We start from the raw sequence: 18997 nt of genomic DNA, 5'->3' as shown, positions 1-18997 counted from the left end.
TACAAATGAAGCTAAAAAAAATATTGAAGTTTTTTGCTATCGGAATTATTTCCTTAAGCTTATTAGCTGTGGTATTGAGTTTTGCCTTGAATTATTTCATAAATCAGAAACTTCCTAAAATAATTGAAGAAAAAAATGATACGGAATACAATTTGAAATATGAAAAAATTGATTTCTCAGTTTTTAAAAACACCTTATCTATCCATTCAATTGAATTAACACCAAAAAATCTAGATTTAAATCCTAAAAAAATACATTTCAATGCTAAAATTGAAACTATCGGCATTACAGGAGTTGATTTTTATGAGTTGCTGAAAAATAAAAATCTAAATGCATTTACGATACATCTTGAAAATCCTGATATTATTGTTTATAAAAATAAAATTCAAGATACAGTCAAAGATAAAACGAAATCTAAACTTCCTGGCTCGATAGACATCGACAAAATAATGCTTGAACACGTTAATTTAAAAGTAGTTAATTCTACCGGAGATACTTTACATAATCAAGTTTTTAATTTAAATGCAAAAATTGATGTTTTAAAAATGGGTGAATATATAGAAAGTAAATCGCTTCCTTTTACCTATTCTAATTATGAATTTTCTGTTGATTCTGTTTTTACAAGATTAAACGAATCGCAATATTTGAAAGCGGATCAAATCAAAATTAATCCATCAAGTTTTGATTTGGTAAATTTTAGATTACTTCCATTACAAAATAAAAAAACATTTAGAGATTCTCATTCTAAATCACAATTAGAAATTTTGGTTCCTAAATTAAATTTAAAAGGAACGGATTGGGGAATTGAAAACGAAGCCTTTTATTTAAATATTTCTCAGATTAATATCGATTCAGTACAATTTGGAATTTTAGATAAGAACAAAAATATTACTCAAAATGAGAAAATAACATCAAATAAAAATACTAAATCATCCATAATTCCATTTAAATTGGATGTTGATGAATTAAATATTAAAAAATCATCATTTAATTCTCTAAACACATTTGATGTTAAGAATGTAAACATCAGTATCAAAGGAATTTCAAATCGAATTAATGAAAAATTACATATAAAAGAGTTTTCATTGAATAAACCACAAATTATTCAAGTTGCGAAAAAATCAGATAAAACAAAGAAAAAAACGAATGCAATTCATTTAAATGACAAACTAGAAATTGATGTTCTGAAAATTAATGACGCGAGCTATGTTTTAAAAGATAAATCAGGTTTAAAAAATCAAATTACAATCCAAAAGTTCAATTTAGCTTTAAATCACATAAAGGTAAATGAACAAACTTTGAGTAATAAAATCCCTTTCACTTATGAAAATCCTTTAATGAATACAGGTAAAATTCATTATGACACTGGTGATTTTTATAATGTTTACACAAACGGAATTGATATAAAAAATAACACCGTAACCATTTCCAATCTTGAATTAAAACCAAAATTGAGTCGAGCTGCATTTAATTCAAGACTTAAATATGGAACTGATTTGTTCAATGTTTCGGTCGCAAATATTTCTTTAAAAAACTTAAATTGGGGATTTGATTCAAAAGATGTACTGTTTTTAAAATTTAGTGAAGTTGTTTTGAATAAAGTAAATGCAGATATTTTTAGAAATGCAGCCATTCCAAATAAACCGGGATTGAATAAATTATATAGTCAAAAACTACGAGATTTAAAATTTGGCTTAGATATTCCGAAGGTGAAAATTTTAAATTCAACTTTGATTTACGAAGAAGAAACGGCAAAAAGCACAGCTCCAGGTGTTCTAACTTTTAATAATTTAAATGCAAACATCCAGAATGTATATAGCGGATATGGACGAAAATCTGGACCAAAAACGATAATTGAAGTCAATACCAACTTTATGAAAACTGCAAAAGTTGGTGTTAATTGGTCTTTTGATATTTTAAATAAATCAGATGCTTTTAATATTCGTGGAACCGTTTTAAATCTACCTGCCGAAGGAATGAATCCGTTTATTAAACCGTATTTGAAAGTTTCAGCAACAGGTACAATAGATGAAATTGATTTTGATTTTAATGGAAATAATGATGTTGCATCTGGTACTTTCTCAATGAATTATGACCATCTTAAAATGAGTCTGTACAAAGATGATGGCGAAAAGAAACGTAAATTTTTATCAACTTTAGCAAATCTAGTAATCAAAAAAAATACGCACGGAAAAGACGTTGAACATAATACAAAACCTGTTGAACGCGTGAAAAACAAAGGCTTTTTTAGCTTTTTTTGGCTAAATCTAAAACAAGGATTAAAACAAACTTTACTTTAGTATATATAATAAGGAGAATTTTATAAATGAGAACAATATTAATTACAGGTGCTACTTCGGGTATCGGTGAAGCTTCAGCACGACTTTTGATAAAAAAAAACAGATTAATTCTTTGCGGAAGACGCAATGAACGATTAGAAAAATTGAAATCAGAATTAGGTTTAATAAATGAAGTAACCACATTAAACTTTGATGTATCAAATAGAAAAGCGGTTTTTGAGTCTATTGAATCTTTACCAGATAATTTTAAATCGATTGATGTTTTAATTAATAATGCTGGAAATGCACACGGTTTAGCGACATTTCAGGATGCTGAACTAGATGACCTAGATGCAATGATTGATATCAACGTAAAAGGTTTGATTTATGTAACCAAAGCCGTTTTACCGTTTATGAGTAAAAATTCAAATAAGCACATCATTAACTTATCTTCGATTGCAGGAAAACAAGTTTACACAAACGGAACAACTTATTGCGCATCAAAATTCGCAGTTGAAGCATTAACACGAGGAATGCGTTTGGATTTTCTTCCCTTAGGAATCAAAGTAACTTCGATAGCTCCTGGCGCGGTAGAAACAGAATTCTCGTTAGTTCGCTTTAAAGGAGATTCAGAAAGAGCCGAAACAGTATATAAAGGATATGAAGCTCTACAAGCAGAAAATATTGCTGAAACTATTGAGTTTGTAATCAATCAACCAGAATACGTTCAGTTAGCAGATATTACCATTTTACCTAAAAATCAAGCAGATGCAATAAACTTTTTAAAAGAGTAAAGTTTCCTACTTTAAAAAGTAAAATATATTTAATAAAAATTAAAATCTTTTTTAACAAAAATTATTTTTTTCGTAATTATATATTTATTAGAGCATCGTAAATTACATTATTCTTATTTATGTTAAAGTTTAATTTTTATTTTTTTAATAAATTGAATATTAGTACATTAGTATTAGATAATTGCTATATCAAAAACTGTTTTTTAAACTAAAAAAATGTACTATGAAAGAGAAAGACATTAAAAATTTGCTATTGAAAGCTGCTTTATTAGAAAATAAATCAGATTTAGAATTAGAAGTTTTCGAATTAATTTTAGATTTATGTAATGATAGAAATTACAAAATCGAAAATATTATAGGAAATATTGAAGAATGTACTTTATGTGAACAACAAAAATTTATTCATTTAGTGGCTTTACAAGATGATTCAATTTTAGATGTTGTTTATGAGTATCACAAAACATTCTCGACTACAGATTTCTGTAAAGAAGATTTAAAATCTAAATTTGAATTGCAACTTTTAGAGAACACTTTTGAAATCTCATTGTAAAAATAAAGCGAGCTTAGGATTAGTCATGGTCGGAAGAAATTCCGACCTTTTTTTGTATTGTACTAAAAAATAATTGGAATTGTTTTTTTATAATCAATACATTCTTTGGATATGAGCTAAATATCATTGTAAAAGAACATTAGAAAAAGTTTTTTATATTGAGATTAATACTGTTTTATATCCAACTGTCGTAATACTTTCGAACTAAACTCACAACAAAATTAAATTATTCAAATCTTCTCTCATTTCTTCGTAACGTTCATCATCTGTATAACGAATTAATTGAATGTAACTTTTAAAAATATTTTAATCTAACCAAACAAAATTTCTAAAAAAAAGTAGAATCATTCTTAAATAAACCTTATTTCTTTGGATAATTTTGATTTAAGGAGATTTGCTTATTATTTAGCTTTTCCAAACCAAAAATATCTAAACTAATGTAACTCAAAGAATCGCTTTTTAAATCATTTTTAGAAAAAGAAAAAGTTTTATGAAACGTGTTTCATAAAACTTTATTATAACTTTTTATTAATTATATTTTCAGAAGATTTACCAACTATTTTTCATTATTAGACCTAATATCAAAGAAAATACATAAGTTTTGAAACACATATCTAGTCAACACTATAATTTATCTATTCTGACATCAACTGGATACGTTTCTCCTTCTATTACAGAAAAAGAAATATTCACTTTATCGGCAGATGTTAAAGGATTTCCTTCATTATCATAAAAAACAGTTTCTTGAGTGGTTTCAGGTACAAAAACTTTATTTTTGCTATTCTCTCCCCATTTCATTGATATTATTGCAATATCATCACCTTTTCTATTTGCTTCATTGTTCACGTAAACTGTTTGATAACGATTTGTATAAACCCTGTGTAAAGGCGTGTAATTTAAATAACCTTCAATCATAAATCGTTTACCTTCATTTCCTTTTTTATCATTAGAAATGGCATCTACAGCAACTTTTGTAGATTCAATTGATGTTCCTTTTTCTAATGGTTTATCATTTCCTCCACATGATGTAAGAAACAAAACCGAAACAGTAAACAAAACAAAACTTAATCTTTTAATCTTTTTCATATTTAAAATTTTTAATAAAAATAAATAATATTAAACAAATTAACAAATATTTATTTTAATTATCAAAATTTATTAAATCAATAAATATAATAGTATCTGTTACTTCAGGAGTAAATGTTTGAATAGCGATTTTACTGGTTGAAGTTTTTTGAATTAAACCTTTAAAATTTTTCATTTGTTTTTCGATTTCATTATTAAGCGAGTCATCAGTTGAAACATAAACGTCATTTACACCAAAATTTCCATAGTTTTTTCCCGCTTGTGGTAATGGTGGAAATTGCCATTCACGAACAGTGAAACTATACATAACGCACCATTTTCCTTTTTTATAAGATAAAATCTTACATTGATTAGTTGATGATTGCTGAGCTAAACTCTCAACAATTGAAATTTCATCACCTCCATCATTATCCAAATCGCCTTCGTTTTTTATCCAAATGGGACCTAAAACACCACCATATTTTAACGTATCTAATTTTGAATTACTTATGAAATAAGAAATACATTTACGTTTTGAAACGGAATCATATAAAACCCAAACATCATCAATATCCGAATAATATTTATTTGTTTCTTTTTTATCTCGCAAGCTATAAAATTGCTCATTCAAGGTATCGTTAATACCGTTTCCGTCAAAATCTCCAACAATTTGAAAACGATATCCAAAAATTGGTTTATTGTTTAACTCAGTTTGTATTGAATTTGAATGAATATTATTTTCTTTGGTTAAACTTTTAGAAAAAGAAACCAACACAATCAAAAAAACGAAATAATAAATAAAATTAGTCATATAAATAAATCTTTATTGAATATTCTTTACGAACCATATAATACTTCTTATAAATTCAGATATATCAAGTTTTGATGAGCCATTAACTGAAAAAAACTTAAATTAGATATTTAATTTTGTGTTATTCAATTTGTTTTTTGTGTAATTATTTTACAAAAAAACTGCTTTAAAATAACTAGCTAGCTTTTCTTGTTCATCCACAGTTTTTTCAACTGTAAAATAATCTAAATCAAATTAATTCTTTCATTCTAAAGAATATTCTTGAGTAACATTTTGTACAAAAATAAGTCCGAATACTTTTTATTAAAAATATTTACTGTGTCAGAATTTACAGTTTAGTCAAATTTTAGCTCAATGAACTTTAAGATACCTACTACAATTCACTTCTTAATCAAAATTGTTTGTAAATCAAAACTATAAATTATTTGTATGTTAACTAAATATATAAAATTAATTCAAATTACGTATAATCATAAAAAATTAAAATAAAATCGATTTTCACAACATACTTTTTTTATTGTATAACAAATTGTAATTTTGTGAATATTAGAAAAAACTCATGGGATTTCAACTAAAATCAGAATATAAACCAACTGGTGATCAACCTGCTGCAATTGAAAAATTAGTAAACGGAATTGATAACAAAGAACAATTTCAAACATTACTTGGGGTAACAGGTTCTGGAAAAACTTTTACAGTCGCAAATGTGATTCAAGAAGTACAACGTCCAACTTTGGTTTTGGCTCATAATAAAACATTAGCCGCACAATTATATTCTGAATTCAAACAATTTTTTCCAAATAATGCAGTTGAATATTTTGTTTCTTATTACGATTATTATCAACCTGAAGCTTATCTGCCAGTTACTGGAACTTATATTGAAAAAGATTTATCCATTAATGAAGAATTAGAAAAACTGCGATTAAGCACTACTTCTGCCCTACTTTCTGGAAGAAGAGATGTTTTGGTTGTCGCTTCCGTTTCATGTTTATATGGTATAGGAAATCCCGTAGAATTTCAAAAAAATGTAATCACACTTGAAAGAGATCAAGTAATAACACGAACGCAATTATTACATCAATTGGTTCAAAGTTTATATGCAAGAACTGAAGCTGAATTTTCGCATGGAAATTTCCGAATCAAAGGAGATACGGTTGAGATTTTTCCAAGTTATGCAGATGATCCTTACCGAGTTCATTTTTTTGGTGATGAAATTGAAGAAATAGAAAGTTTTGATAGAGAAACGTTAAAAGTTATTGAACGTTTTCCAATGTTGAATATTTATCCAGCAAATATGTTTGTGACTTCACCAGATGTATTACAAAATGCCATTTGGGAAATTCAACAAGATATGGTTAAACAAGTTGATTATTTTAAAGAAATCGGAAAACATCTAGAAGCCAAACGTTTAGAAGAACGAACAAATTTTGATTTGGAAATGATTCGAGAATTGGGATATTGTTCTGGAATCGAAAACTATTCACGTTATTTAGATCAACGCTTACCAGGAACACGTCCTTTCTGTTTGTTGGATTACTTTCCCAAGGATTATTTGATGATAATTGATGAAAGTCACGTTACGGTTTCACAAGTTCACGCAATGTACGGTGGCGATCGTTCACGTAAAGAAAATCTGGTTGAATACGGATTTCGTTTACCTGCGGCAATGGATAACCGCCCACTTAAATTTGAAGAATTTGAAGCCTTGCAAAATCAAGTTATTTACGTTTCTGCAACTCCAGCCGATTATGAATTACAAAAATCTGAAGGCGTTTACGTTGAACAAATCATTCGTCCAACGGGTTTATTAGATCCGATTATTGAAGTTCGTCCTAGTGAAAATCAAATTGATGATTTGATTGAAGAAATTCATCAACGTGTTGAAATTGACGAGCGTGTTTTGGTTACAACTTTAACCAAACGAATGGCCGAAGAATTAGCTAAATATTTTACAAAGGTTGGTATTCGATGTCGATACATTCATTCAGATGTTGATACATTGGAACGCGTTGAAATCATGCAAGATTTGCGAAAAGGAATTTTCGATGTTTTAATTGGAGTTAACTTACTTCGTGAAGGATTAGATTTACCAGAAGTTTCTTTAGTTGCGATACTTGATGCAGATAAAGAAGGTTTTTTACGTAGTGCTCGTTCATTAACACAAACTGTTGGTCGTGCGGCGAGAAACGTAAATGGAAAAGCGATTATGTATGCAGATAAAATCACTGCCAGCATGAAAAAAACAATCGATGAAACCAATTATCGTAGATCAAAACAAATGGCTTATAACGAAAAACATAATATGGTTCCGAAAGCATTAAACAAAAAAATTGACGATAGTATGAGTCGTGCAATTTCAGGGAAACCATCAAGTTATGAACAAAACGAACAAGTAAATTTAGCTGCCGAACCTAAAATTGAATATAACAATAATAAAGATATTGAAAAAGCCATTCGTGAGAAACGCAAAGCAATGGAAAAGGCTGCTAAAGATTTAGATTTTATGCAAGCTGCAAAATTGAGAGATCAAATCAAAGAATTGCAAAATGCACTTGAAAAATAAACTCATAAAAAAACTATCTCAGATTTGAGATAGTTATTTCTTTTTATACGTTTTTTCAGAACCGTCTGGGTTAAAATCATCCGGAAAATATTCTCTTTCCTTTTTCTTACGTGTCATCGCTCTATAAGCATACATACCAATTACAATAATTGCCATGGTTAAAAATACAAACTCCATTTTATATAATTTTTATCAAATTTAGTAAATTTATTAAACCTGAATAAATCTGAATAGATTTTTATTCCACATAAACTACTTTGGTCACAAATTCAGAAGCTGATGTATAAAAATTTAAAGTATAAATTCCCGACTCAGGCGATCTAAAATGATAAGTCGTTTCAAGGTTTCCTGCAATTTCGTTACATTGACAACCTTCGTACTTAGCTTTTACTTTTATTTCGTAAGTTTTATTATTTCGATTCACATCGAAAGTGTAAAATGAACCACATGAATTTTCTATAAAATAAGATAAATCAATAGGTAAATCTTCATTCATATTAACTGTCATTGGTTCTACATTTACAGCTGTAATAAAAGCATGTTTGTAGTCCAAACAATTTTCTGCTTCATCATTTGAATTACTGCAACTCAATAATATCAAACTTATAAACAAACTAAAAAATTGTACTTTTTTCATTTTTCTAAATTTTTAATTCAATGTGATTTTCAAAAACGTTTCTTCACTTGATTCTTCGTTATTCATTCGGTCAACTTTTAAATAAAAAATGCCATCTTTACTCCAAAAAGCATGTTGTTCGAAATCAACTACACGCCAATTTGTAAAAATTGCCCTGAAAGCATTTTTATATAAACCATTTTCATAATTGTAAATTTCAAAATAGGTTAGATTTTCAAATTCATTTGTTTTACAAACCGTAATAAAATTGGCATTTTGAGAAATAATTGGATAGCTAACCAAAGACTGCTTGATTTGTCCAGAATTTTTATCAATCATTTTATAATCCAAACTATCTAAATATTCACCTCGAACCAAATACTGATTTAAAATTGGAAAATATCCCAAATAATTATAAAATTCAGAACTTCCATTTTTAGAAAATTTATCTGTTAAAACTGTCTTTTCGATATGAATCGATTTATTGATTTTAACCAAAGCCAAAGTATCTTTTAAATAATGTCTGTATTTATTCTGATTTGCGCTTTCATATTCCTTTTCTGAAATAGCTTCAATTAACAAACCTTCTTCTAATTTAAAAGAGTTTGAATGTTCTATTTTTTTTAAATTTCTAATTTGATACGATTTCACTTGATACAAATCATTTTCGTTCCATTGAGAATTTGTTTTCTTTAAAAAAATAGATTGATGATTATCAACATTAGGTTCAGAAATCTCATCCGAACAAGAAAATAATAATCCTAAAGCAACAAAACTATATACAGCTTTTAATAAGTTCATATTTAATTTGATTTAAAAAACTAAAATACAAAATAAGAATAAACTTTAACCATAAACCCAAAAGAAAATCAAGATGTTGCAGTAAATTTGCATTTTTAATATCATGACATTTGAAATAATAGCACTTTTGTGCTTGATTGCATTTATTGCAGGATTTGTAGATTCGATAGTTGGCGGTGGCGGATTAATTCAAACACCATTAACTCTAACCATATTACCACAAATACCAGTTGCTACGGTTGTTGGGAGTTTAAAAATTCCCGCATTTTTTGGAACTTCTGTCGCTTTAACTCAATACATCAAAAAAGTAAAAATTCATTGGAAATTATTTACGTTAATGGCGAGTTTAGCTTTTTTTTCTGCTTATATCGGATCCTATTTTTTAACGATTGTAAATAATGATTTCATGAAACCATTATTACTTGTTATATTAATAGGAATGGGAATTTTTACACTTCTAAAAAAAGATTTCGGAATGGCAACTGCAAAAACCATAAACAAAAAGAAATTACTCATTTATGCTGTTCTTATCAGTATTATTGTTGGATTGTATGATGGCTTTATAGGTCCAGGAACTGGAACTTTTTTTATGATTTGTTTTGTAACTTTCTTAAAAATGGATTTTTTAAGCGCAAACACACATGCAAAATTGGTGAATTTAGCTACCAATTTCGGTTCGATTTGTCTTTTTTTAATAAAAGGAAAAGTGATTTGGGCAATTGCAATTCCAATGGCAATTTCAAACGGACTTGGTGGTTATTTAGGTTCAAAATTCGCAATTAAAAAAGGAAATACTATTGTTAGAAAATTTTTAATATTCGTGATTTTCTTATCAATTTTACGTTTTGCTTACGACATTTATCAAACATTTTAATAATTAGAAATCCAACTTCTATTTTTGTGTATAAATTCTTCACAATGAAAATTTAATCCCGTTTTTTTTCTGTAATTTTGAAGAAATTTTGACAACATTGAAAAAACTATTTTTAGCTTATATATTTTTCTTATTTAGCGGATTTACTTCTTTATTCGCTCAGAATCAAACTCCTGCTAATAAAGGAAGTAAAATTGAAATCATTCATGCTGATTTTACAAATGCGGATCAAAACGAAATTCCAGGAGCAATTATTTTGACCGGAAATATAGAAGCACAGCACGATAGCATGTATATTTTTTGTAATAAAGCCTATCTTTTTCAGGCTGAAAATTATATTAAACTTTTTGGAAATGTACATTTGATTCAGAATGATACACTTTCATTAGATAGTAAATATGCAGAATATAACGGAAAAGATGGTATTGCTTATGCTCAAGGAAATGTTGTAATGCGTTCTCCAGAATCTTCTTTGACTTCTGAAACTGTTTATTATGATAAAATAAACGGGGTTGCGTATTACAATGATCATGCTACAATTGTAAATAAAACCAACACGTTGAAAAGTAAAGTTGGAAAATATTTTACAGCAGATCAACGCTATGAATTTCGAGAAAAAGTCGTTTTAACAAATCCAGAAAATGTAATCGAAACAAATCATTTAGATTTTTATGAAGTTTCTGGACATGCTTATTTATTTGGACCTTCAACCATTACAAGTAAAGAAGATTTTATTTATACCGAAAATGGATTTTATGACACACAAAATGATGTAGGAAAATTGATTAAAAATTCATACATTCTTCATGATGAAAAACGAATTGAAGGAGACGAAATCTATTACGATCAAAAAAAATCATATTCGAAATTAATCAATAATGTTAAGGTAACTGATCCGAAAAACAAAATGATTATGACTAGTCATTTTGCTGAAGTTTATCAAGCAAAAGACTCGATTTACATAACAAAAAAACCTTTAGTAAAAAGTTTGGTAGAAACAGATTCGGTTTATTTCTATGCCAAAAATATTATAATCACAGGACCAGATAAAGAACGTCAAATCAGTGGATTTAAAAACGCTAGAATGTTTAGAACTCCAGATATGAGTGCAAAAGGAGATTCTTTACACATGACACAAAAAATTGGATTAACTGAACTTTTTGGAAATCCAGTTATTTTTAAAGGAGAAAGTCAAATCACCGGAAAATTAATCCAAATATTAAACAATCCAATTACAGAAAAATTAGATTCGTTGAAAGTTTTAACTGATGCGTTTGTCATTGAACGAGATACATTAGGAACGGGATACAATCAAGCAAAAGGAATCAATCTATTTGGAAAATTTAGAGATAATAAGATTTCAGAAATTGATTTGATTCAAAACTCTGAAATGATTTATTATTTATATGATGAAGATGATGTTTTAACTGGAATTGATAAAGGAATTTGCAGTAAAATTCATTTAGAATTAGAAGATAACAAAATTACAACAGCAACACGTTTTGTTAATCCCGAAGCGATGACTTACCCACCTGATGAGTTTCCTGAAAGTATTCGAAAACTCCGAGGATTTAATTGGCGAGGTAATGAAAAAATAAATTCTGCCGAAGAAATTTTCCCTCCAGACGAACTCGAAGCTGAAGTTGCCATACAAGAAAAGGCAGAAATTCAACAAGAAACAGCAGAAAAACCGATTGAAATTCAGAAAGAAACAAAGAATTTCAAATCGAAAGGTGTTAAAAATAAAATACAAAAAATTAAGTAATCAAATGAAGCAAGATTTTTTTAAATATCAAGCTCAAACCACATTATATCCGTTAGAAGTTGAAATTTCTCACGCAAACGGAAGTTATATTTACAGCACAGACGGCAAAAAACATTTAGATTTTGTAGCTGGAGTTTCTGCTTGTACCTTAGGACACAGCAATCCCAAAGTATTAGCTGCTATTACGGAACAATTGAATAAATATATGCACGTTATGGTTTATGGAGAATACATCCAAAAACCAGCCGTTGAGTTTTGTAAACTATTGGCAGAAAATTTACCAAGTTCATTAAACAAAACGTATTTAGTAAACTCAGGAACTGAAGCAGTTGAAGGCGCGATGAAATTAGCAAAACGCGTTACTGGACGTAGTCAAATTATTTCTTGCGTAAACGCATATCACGGAAACACACAAGGTTCAATGAGCGTTTTAGGAAACGAAGAACGCAAAGGTGCATTTCGTCCGTTGTTACCGAATGTAGATTTTATTACGTTTAATAACGAAGCAGATTTAGATAAAATCACAACTAAAACAGCTGGAATTATTTTAGAAACCATTCAAGGAAGTGCTGGTTTTATAACACCTAAAAACGATTTCTTAAAGAAAGTTCGTGCAAAATGTGACGAAACAGGTACTATGTTAATCTTAGACGAAATTCAACCAGGATTTGGTAGAACGGGAAAATTATTCGGATTTCAAAACTATGAAATGGTGCCGGATATTTTGGTAATGGGAAAAGGAATGGCAAGTGGAATGCCAGTTGGCGCTTTTACTGCAAATGAAAAACATATGGATTTGTTAGCTCACGACCCAAAATGTGGACACATTACAACTTTTGGTGGACATCCTGTAATTGCTGCCGCAAGTTTAACTACTTTAAAAGAATTGCTAGAAACCGATTTAATGGAACAGACTTTGATAAAAGAACAATTATTCCGTAAGTATTTGGTTCACCCATTAATTACTGGTATTCACGGTTTAGGTTTGATGTTAGCAGCGATGACACCATCGGATGAAATAACCAATCAAGTGATTTTAAAATGTAAAGAAAAAGGCTTGATTTTATTTTGGTTGATGTTCGAAGGTAAAGCCATTCGCATCACACCTCCATTAACAATAAGCGAAGATGAAATTAAAATCGGTTGTGAAATCATAATCGAAGCATTAAACGAAATACAACAAGAAAACAACGAATAATTGTTGATTATTTTGTTTATAATTATGTTTTTTTTAGTAAACATTTGCTTAGTTAATTCATAAATTTATTAAAAGCTAAAAAAGGAAATATGTTCATGAATGACGAAGATGAAAATTTAGGTTTATCCTTATCTAAATTTGAATCCATGTTAAAAACCAATAAAGTGTTATTTTTCGATTCGGAAGAATTTGAGAATATCATCTTGCATTATATGGATTCTGGCAAATTAAATTTAGCTAAGAAAGCATTGAAATTAGCTTTGGAACAACATCCAAATTCTATTGGATTAAAATTAGTTCAAATAGAAATGTTGGTGTTTAATGACAAACTAGATGCTGCAGAAAAACTAATCCAAGAAATCTATAGAATAGACCCAAAGAATGAAGAAGCATACATTCAACATGCGAGTATTTATTCAAAAAAAGGAGAACATAAAAAGGCAATCGATACACTGAATATTGCTTTAGGATTAACAGATGATTTAGCCGATGTTTATTCATTAATCGGAATGGAATATTTGTACATCGATGAATTGGAAAATGCTAAATATTATTTTATTAAGTGCTTAGAAAATGATGATGAAGATCAAAGTGCTTTATACAACATCGTTTATTGCTATGACTTTTTAGATCAACCCACTCAAGCTATTAAATTCTTAAACGAATTCATAGACCAACAACCTTATAGTGAGGTCGCTTGGCATCAATTAGGACGTCAACATATGAACGTAAAGGATTATCAAAAGGCAGTTCAAGCGTTTGATTTTGCTACGATTATTGACGAACATTTTATTGGAGCTCATCTTGAAAAAGGAAAAGCTTATGAAAGTTTAAAAGAATATAAAAAAGCGATTGATAGTTACAATACAACACTTGAAATTGATGATGCTTCATCTTACGTTTTCTTAAGAATTGGAACCTGTTATGAAGCTTTGAATCAAAATCAAAAAGCATTGAAATATTATTTAAAAACGGTTCATGAAGATCCACTTTTAGATAAAGGTTGGATTGCAATAACTGATTTCTACATCAAATTAGGGAATTTCCAGAAAGCCTTATTTTATGTAAACAAAGCTTTAGGAATTGATGATCAAAACAAATTATATTGGAGAAGATTTGCTGTAATCAATAAAGAATTAAATTTCTTTGAAGAAGCTGCTCTTGGTTATTCAAAAGCTGTTGAATTAGGAGATTTGTTTTTAGATACTTGGTTATATTGGGCAGATACTTTGCAATTTTTAGGCGAATTTGAAGGTGCGATTCAAAAACTTTTAGAAGCTTCTGAAATTCATAATGATGAGTTTGAAATCGAATATCGTTTAGGTGGATTATATTTTATTGAAGAACAAACTGAAAAGGCATTTTATCATTTAACGAATGCTTTACATTTAAACTTTAAAAATCACACAATTCTTGAAGAAAATTTCCCTAGCGTTTGGGCAAATCCTTTGATACAAGAACACATTCAAAAACATAAAAACTAAATAAATGGTTATACGAAAAAGGTATAACCATTTCTAATTAAAGATGAAAACATACGGATTAATTGGCAAAAATATCGATTATTCATTTTCGAGAAATTATTTCAAACAGAAATTTGAGTCTGAAAAGATTGTTGATTGCGAATATGTGAATTTCGATATTAAAGATATTAAAGAAATCTTGTTCGTTTTCGAAAATCAAAATCAAGGTTATAACGTAACGATTCCATACAAAGAAACAATTATTCCTTTTTTGGATAATTTAAATCAAGATGCACAAGAAATTGGAGCAGTAAATACGATTAAAGTTCATAAAGACGGAAGCCTAGAAGGATTTAATACCGATTTTTATGGTTTTTATGAGTCATTAATACCACATTTGAAATCGCATCATACAAAAGCTTTGATTTTGGGAACAGGCGGAGCTAGTAAAGCGGTTGCTTTTGCTTTAAAGAAATTAAAAATTGACTACCAATTTGTATCAAGAAATCCGAAATCGAATGAAATTTCGTACGAAGATTTGTCTAAAAAAGAATTTGAAGTAGCAAAAATTATTATAAATACTACACCAATTGGAACTTTTCCGGATGTTGAAAATTGTCCAAACCTGCCCTACTCTTTTTTTACAGAAAATCATATTGCATTCGATTTGATTTATAACCCACAAGAAACAAAGTTCTTACAAAAAGCTAAAGAAAATAAAGCAATTACAATAAACGGATTGCAAATGTTAATTCTGCAAGCAGAGAAAGCTTGGGAAATTTGGAACAGTTAATCTTAATAAATTTTAACATAAATCCTTTGTTTCCTTTGATAATAAAAATTGATTTATTACCTTTCAAAAAAATAATGTTAAACTTAAGCATTTAAATAATGTTAGAAGAAAGAAATGATAACCTGTTAAACACAGACGGAAGTGAAAATGAACAAAATATTGTTCAAAATCTTGATGCAATTGAATCAATCAATGTTTCAAACGCAGAAGAACATGAAAATGAGGAAAGCTCAGAAAATGTAGATATTCCTACCAAAGATTACGAAGCACTTTCGCTGGAAGAATTAGTTACTGAATTGGATAATTTAGTTTCTAATTATAATGTTATGACTGTTCGCGATCACGTTGAGCAAATTAAAAAAGCATTTTCAAACAAATATTATATTTTCATCGAAGAGAAAAAACAAGCTTTTCTGGATGAAAATACTGAAAATACAATATTAGATTTCGAATATAATTCGGTTGTAAAAAATAATTTTGATTCTATTTTTAATACTTATAGAAATAAAAGAAATAAACATTTTCAATCAATTCAAGATAATTTAAAAAACAATTTAGCTACGCGTAAAGCTTTAATTGAAGAACTAAAAAACTTGATTGATAATACGGAAAATATTTCTACAGCATTAAAAGATATCCAAAACATCAGAGAACGTTGGGGAAAAGCTGGTGCAATTCCAAGAGATAATTATAACCATGTTTGGAATAATTATCATTTTCACATGGAACGTTTTTACGACCAATTGCATTTAGATCGCGAAGCTCGTGATTGGGATTTCAAACAAAATTTAGAGAAAAAACAAAATTTAATTGAATCTGCTAAAAAATTATTAGAACAAAACGACATTCACAAAGCGTTTAAAGAATTACAGATTTATCACAGAATTTGGAAAGAACAAATTGGACCAGTTTCAAAAGAACATAGAGATACTATTTGGAACGAATTCAGTGATATTACAAAGCAATTACATGATCGTCGTGAAGCAATTTATGTTGAATTACGTTCTAGAGAAGACCAAAATTTAAACATTAAACTTGAATTTATTGCTCAACTTAACGATTTAGCTAAAAACGATTCAAAATCACATAATCAGTGGCAGGATGCTATTTCAAAAGTTGAAGAATTAAGAGCTAAATTCTTTAAAACCGGTAAAGTTCCTGCAGAACATAACGAACAAACTTGGGATGCTTTTAAGGAAGCAACTCGTTTATTCAATGTTCAAAAAAATGCTTTCTATAAAGATATCAAACGCGATCAGCAAGATAATTTGAATTTGAAAATGGCATTAATTGAAAAAGCTAAATCATTAAACACAAGCAATGATTTTGATCAAGTAACGCCAATAATGAAACAAATTCAGGAAGAATGGAAGAAAGTTGGTCACGTTCCGAAAAAATATTCTGACAAGCTTTGGAAAGAATTCAAAGAAGCTTGCAATCATTATTTTGATCGTTTACATAAAGATAGAAACAAAAACATTTCTGAAGAAATGGAAAATTTCGATAAGAAAAAGGCATATTTAGAAGAGCTTAAGGATTTTCAGTTAGTTGGAAATCATAAAGAAGATTTGGATGCAATTAAACTTCATATTGAAAATTGGAAAGCTATTGGACCTGTTCCGCAAGTTAGAAGACATATTGAAGGTAAATTCAATAAAATTTTAGATGCTTTATTTGACAAATTAAGTCTTTCTAAAAAAGAAACTGAATTGGTTAAATATAACAATCGTTTGGAGCAAATGGTTGAAACAGGAGATAAACGTAAAATTCAAAATGAAATTACGTTTGTTCAACGCAAAATTGAAGAAGTTACTTCTGAAATTTTCCAACTTGAAAACAATATGCAATTTTTCTCAAATGCAAAATCTGATAATCCGTTTATTAAGGAAATTAATAAAAACATCGATAAGCATAGAGATGAATTAAATATCTGGAAAGATAAATTGAATCAATTAAAAGAAATTTTATAATTACAAACCGGTTTTATACCGGTTTTTTTGCTGTATGAGAACATCAAGCTTTCTGAAAATCTTGGCCTTAGTTTTACTTTTAAGTAGTTGTGCTTCGAAGAAAAACGCATCGACTTCTAAAGGAAAAACATCCAGTTCAAAACATATTCTAAAATCAAAAAATAACAGTTTAGAAGATTTTGCAAATCTTTTGGAAGTTTCAAAAAAAGATTTGAAAAACGAGAAACTGTATTTTTATATAGATAGTTGGTTAGGAACACCACATAAAATGGGCGGAACAACAAAATCTGGAATTGATTGTTCTGGATTTGTTAGCAATGTTTATACAGAAATTTATAAAGAAAAATTACCTCGAACCTCGCGAGATATGGCCGAAGAAATTAAAAATAAAAAAATAGATAAACTCAAAGAAGGAGATTTGGTTTTCTTTGCTTTTGGAGGTGGTAAGATTGATCATGTTGGCATTTATTTACACAACAATCGGTTTGTTCATGTTTCTAGTAAAAAAGGTGTGATTATTTCTAATTTAGAAGACGTTTGGTATTCAAAATACTTCGTTAAAAGTGGAAGTGTTTTCTAAAATTTACAAAAAAATTGAAAATCTTAATTGAAACGTTTCAAATAGAATTTAAACGTTTCAATTAAGATTTTTTTTATGTTTTTTGACATTCGATTAAAAAATACTATCTGTTTTTTTAATAAAACTTAAACCAAAATTCATCAAACAAATCGTTTTCTGTATACGATTCGTTTTCAAACAGCGTTTTTAGAACTTCGAAGGTTTCCATTCTATAATTATATTTTTCACAAACTTCTCTATTTTCTTCCAACTTCAAATGATCAGGAAATAGAACTACCGAAACAATTTCGGCCTTTGAATTACTGTAAATATCAGATAATACTTGTGAATATTTTTTTAACTGAGAATCTAAAACATTAGAATACCATTTGTTTTCGATATTCAAAACATATTCTTTTAATTCATCTGTTTCTGTTTGAAGAGTAACTTCTACCAATAAATCAATGTAACCAAGTTGTTTTTTCGTTTTTACACTAATGATTTTGCAAAGTGTAAATTCGTTTTCAAAAACTAAATGCAATAATATACGCTTTGAATAATGTTGGACTTTATTTTCAAAAGTAGCATAATCATCGACAGCGCAACGTAAAGTCCAACTCAAAAAAAAATCGTGTAACGCTTCATATCCAGCGTCAACTTTATTTTCTTCGTAATTGAAAAATTGTGGTAATGTGTTTGACATAATAGTATTTTAATTTTGGTTTTGGCTAATAGAAAATTAGGATTCGTTATCGAAATCAATATTTGATTTCGATAACTTTCCTATTGTAAAAAAAAAAAATGTGTTTAAAAGATATGTAAATTTAAATGAATCAAAATAAAGAACACTAAGGGTTTACCCTGATGTCAAATAATTTAACATTTGTAGATTTTTT

The 18997-nt window shown here is 28.4% G+C and carries 17 protein-coding genes; 11 read left to right on the top strand and 6 right to left on the bottom strand.

All coding sequences use genetic code 11. From position 1 onward, the window contains the following. Positions 1-5: 5 nt before the first annotated feature. The 3 genes from EG240_RS06765 (at position 6) to EG240_RS06755 (ending at position 3623) form a co-directional block, all read left to right on the top strand. On the top strand, positions 6-2300 hold the full coding sequence (locus EG240_RS06765; protein ID WP_125018641.1) for an AsmA family protein: 2295 nt from the start codon (positions 6-8) through the stop codon (positions 2298-2300). A 26-nt stretch (positions 2301-2326) separates the two neighbouring features. Continuing rightward, entirely contained in the window at positions 2327-3073 is a 747-nt protein-coding gene (locus tag EG240_RS06760) for an SDR family NAD(P)-dependent oxidoreductase (RefSeq protein WP_125018640.1), read from the top strand. Between the two features lie 223 nt (positions 3074-3296). Beyond that, the gene (locus tag EG240_RS06755) at positions 3297-3623 is read left to right on the top strand and encodes a hypothetical protein (RefSeq protein ID WP_125018639.1); all 327 of its coding nucleotides are present in this window, start codon (positions 3297-3299) and stop codon (positions 3621-3623) included. A 624-nt stretch (positions 3624-4247) separates the two neighbouring features. Here the strand turns inward: EG240_RS06755 and EG240_RS06750 are convergent. Next, positions 4248-4709, bottom strand: a complete 462-nt coding sequence (locus EG240_RS06750) for a hypothetical protein (protein ID WP_125018638.1) — start codon at positions 4707-4709, stop codon at positions 4248-4250. A gap of 55 nt (positions 4710-4764) precedes the next feature. Then, positions 4765-5499 (bottom strand): hypothetical protein, encoded by a 735-nt coding sequence (locus EG240_RS06745; protein ID WP_125018637.1) that lies wholly within the window; start codon positions 5497-5499, stop codon positions 4765-4767. 559 nt (positions 5500-6058) lie between these two features. Between EG240_RS06745 and uvrB the strand changes: the two genes are divergently transcribed. Further along, positions 6059-8062: an excinuclease ABC subunit UvrB gene (gene uvrB, locus EG240_RS06740; RefSeq protein ID WP_125018636.1), complete on the top strand. Its 2004-nt coding sequence runs from the start codon at positions 6059-6061 to the stop codon at positions 8060-8062. A gap of 33 nt (positions 8063-8095) precedes the next feature. Here uvrB and EG240_RS16470 read toward each other — a convergent pair whose 3' ends face one another. The 3 genes from EG240_RS16470 to EG240_RS06730 form a co-directional block, all read right to left on the bottom strand. After that, a complete protein-coding gene (locus EG240_RS16470) occupies positions 8096-8239 on the bottom strand; it encodes a hypothetical protein (RefSeq protein WP_158611997.1) in 144 nt (47 codons plus the stop codon). A 61-nt stretch (positions 8240-8300) separates the two neighbouring features. Next, entirely contained in the window at positions 8301-8699 is a 399-nt protein-coding gene (locus EG240_RS06735; RefSeq protein ID WP_125018635.1) for a hypothetical protein, read from the bottom strand. 12 nt (positions 8700-8711) lie between these two features. Continuing rightward, the gene (locus EG240_RS06730; protein ID WP_125018634.1) at positions 8712-9479 is read right to left on the bottom strand and encodes a hypothetical protein; all 768 of its coding nucleotides are present in this window, start codon (positions 9477-9479) and stop codon (positions 8712-8714) included. A 103-nt stretch (positions 9480-9582) separates the two neighbouring features. Here EG240_RS06730 and EG240_RS06725 point away from each other — a divergent pair, with 103 nt between their 5' ends. The 7 genes from EG240_RS06725 to EG240_RS06695 all read left to right on the top strand — a co-directional run bounded on the left by EG240_RS06725 (position 9583) and on the right by EG240_RS06695 (position 18122). Further along, positions 9583-10353 carry a sulfite exporter TauE/SafE family protein gene (locus EG240_RS06725; RefSeq protein WP_125018633.1) on the top strand — a complete coding sequence of 257 codons (771 nt, stop codon included), beginning with the start codon at positions 9583-9585 and terminating at the stop codon, positions 10351-10353. A gap of 97 nt (positions 10354-10450) precedes the next feature. Then, complete coding sequence (locus EG240_RS06720; protein WP_125018632.1) at positions 10451-12118, top strand: OstA-like protein; 1668 nt, start codon at positions 10451-10453, stop codon at positions 12116-12118. Positions 12119-12122: 4 nt separating this feature from the next. Then, a complete protein-coding gene (locus EG240_RS06715; RefSeq protein ID WP_125018631.1) occupies positions 12123-13316 on the top strand; it encodes an aspartate aminotransferase family protein in 1194 nt (397 codons plus the stop codon). Positions 13317-13405: 89 nt separating this feature from the next. Further along, positions 13406-14800: a tetratricopeptide repeat protein gene (locus EG240_RS06710; RefSeq protein WP_125018630.1), complete on the top strand. Its 1395-nt coding sequence runs from the start codon at positions 13406-13408 to the stop codon at positions 14798-14800. A 43-nt stretch (positions 14801-14843) separates the two neighbouring features. Then, positions 14844-15572, top strand: coding sequence for a shikimate dehydrogenase family protein (locus tag EG240_RS06705; RefSeq protein ID WP_125018629.1), 729 nt, complete (start codon positions 14844-14846; stop codon positions 15570-15572). A 98-nt stretch (positions 15573-15670) separates the two neighbouring features. Then, entirely contained in the window at positions 15671-17542 is a 1872-nt protein-coding gene (locus tag EG240_RS06700) for a DUF349 domain-containing protein (RefSeq protein WP_125018628.1), read from the top strand. 61 nt (positions 17543-17603) lie between these two features. Beyond that, positions 17604-18122, top strand: a complete 519-nt coding sequence (locus EG240_RS06695) for a C40 family peptidase (protein ID WP_203229295.1) — start codon at positions 17604-17606, stop codon at positions 18120-18122. A gap of 115 nt (positions 18123-18237) precedes the next feature. Here the strand turns inward: EG240_RS06695 and EG240_RS06690 are convergent, their stop codons facing one another. Continuing rightward, a complete protein-coding gene (locus EG240_RS06690; protein ID WP_125018626.1) occupies positions 18238-18804 on the bottom strand; it encodes a PD-(D/E)XK nuclease family protein in 567 nt (188 codons plus the stop codon). Positions 18805-18997 lie beyond the last annotated feature (193 nt).

This window comes from Paenimyroides tangerinum (assembly GCF_003865405.1).
GTDB lineage: Bacteria > Bacteroidota > Bacteroidia > Flavobacteriales > Flavobacteriaceae > Flavobacterium > Flavobacterium tangerinum.
This window is presented reverse-complemented; position numbering and strand designations above follow the sequence as displayed.

Coding starts and splice junctions, on each gene's coding strand:
- EG240_RS06690 (WP_125018626.1), bottom strand. CDS start 18,804: ATGTCAAACACATTACCACAATTTTTCAATTACGAAGAAAATAAAGTT.
- EG240_RS06755 (WP_125018639.1), top strand. CDS start 3,297: ATGAAAGAGAAAGACATTAAAAATTTGCTATTGAAAGCTGCTTTATTA.
- EG240_RS06760 (WP_125018640.1), top strand. CDS start 2,327: ATGAGAACAATATTAATTACAGGTGCTACTTCGGGTATCGGTGAAGCT.
- uvrB (WP_125018636.1), top strand. CDS start 6,059: ATGGGATTTCAACTAAAATCAGAATATAAACCAACTGGTGATCAACCT.
- EG240_RS06745 (WP_125018637.1), bottom strand. CDS start 5,499: ATGACTAATTTTATTTATTATTTCGTTTTTTTGATTGTGTTGGTTTCT.
- EG240_RS06715 (WP_125018631.1), top strand. CDS start 12,123: ATGAAGCAAGATTTTTTTAAATATCAAGCTCAAACCACATTATATCCG.
- EG240_RS06750 (WP_125018638.1), bottom strand. CDS start 4,709: ATGAAAAAGATTAAAAGATTAAGTTTTGTTTTGTTTACTGTTTCGGTT.
- EG240_RS06725 (WP_125018633.1), top strand. CDS start 9,583: ATGACATTTGAAATAATAGCACTTTTGTGCTTGATTGCATTTATTGCA.
- EG240_RS06710 (WP_125018630.1), top strand. CDS start 13,406: ATGTTCATGAATGACGAAGATGAAAATTTAGGTTTATCCTTATCTAAA.
- EG240_RS06705 (WP_125018629.1), top strand. CDS start 14,844: ATGAAAACATACGGATTAATTGGCAAAAATATCGATTATTCATTTTCG.
- EG240_RS06730 (WP_125018634.1), bottom strand. CDS start 9,479: ATGAACTTATTAAAAGCTGTATATAGTTTTGTTGCTTTAGGATTATTA.
- EG240_RS16470 (WP_158611997.1), bottom strand. CDS start 8,239: ATGGAGTTTGTATTTTTAACCATGGCAATTATTGTAATTGGTATGTAT.
- EG240_RS06700 (WP_125018628.1), top strand. CDS start 15,671: ATGTTAGAAGAAAGAAATGATAACCTGTTAAACACAGACGGAAGTGAA.
- EG240_RS06735 (WP_125018635.1), bottom strand. CDS start 8,699: ATGAAAAAAGTACAATTTTTTAGTTTGTTTATAAGTTTGATATTATTG.
- EG240_RS06765 (WP_125018641.1), top strand. CDS start 6: ATGAAGCTAAAAAAAATATTGAAGTTTTTTGCTATCGGAATTATTTCC.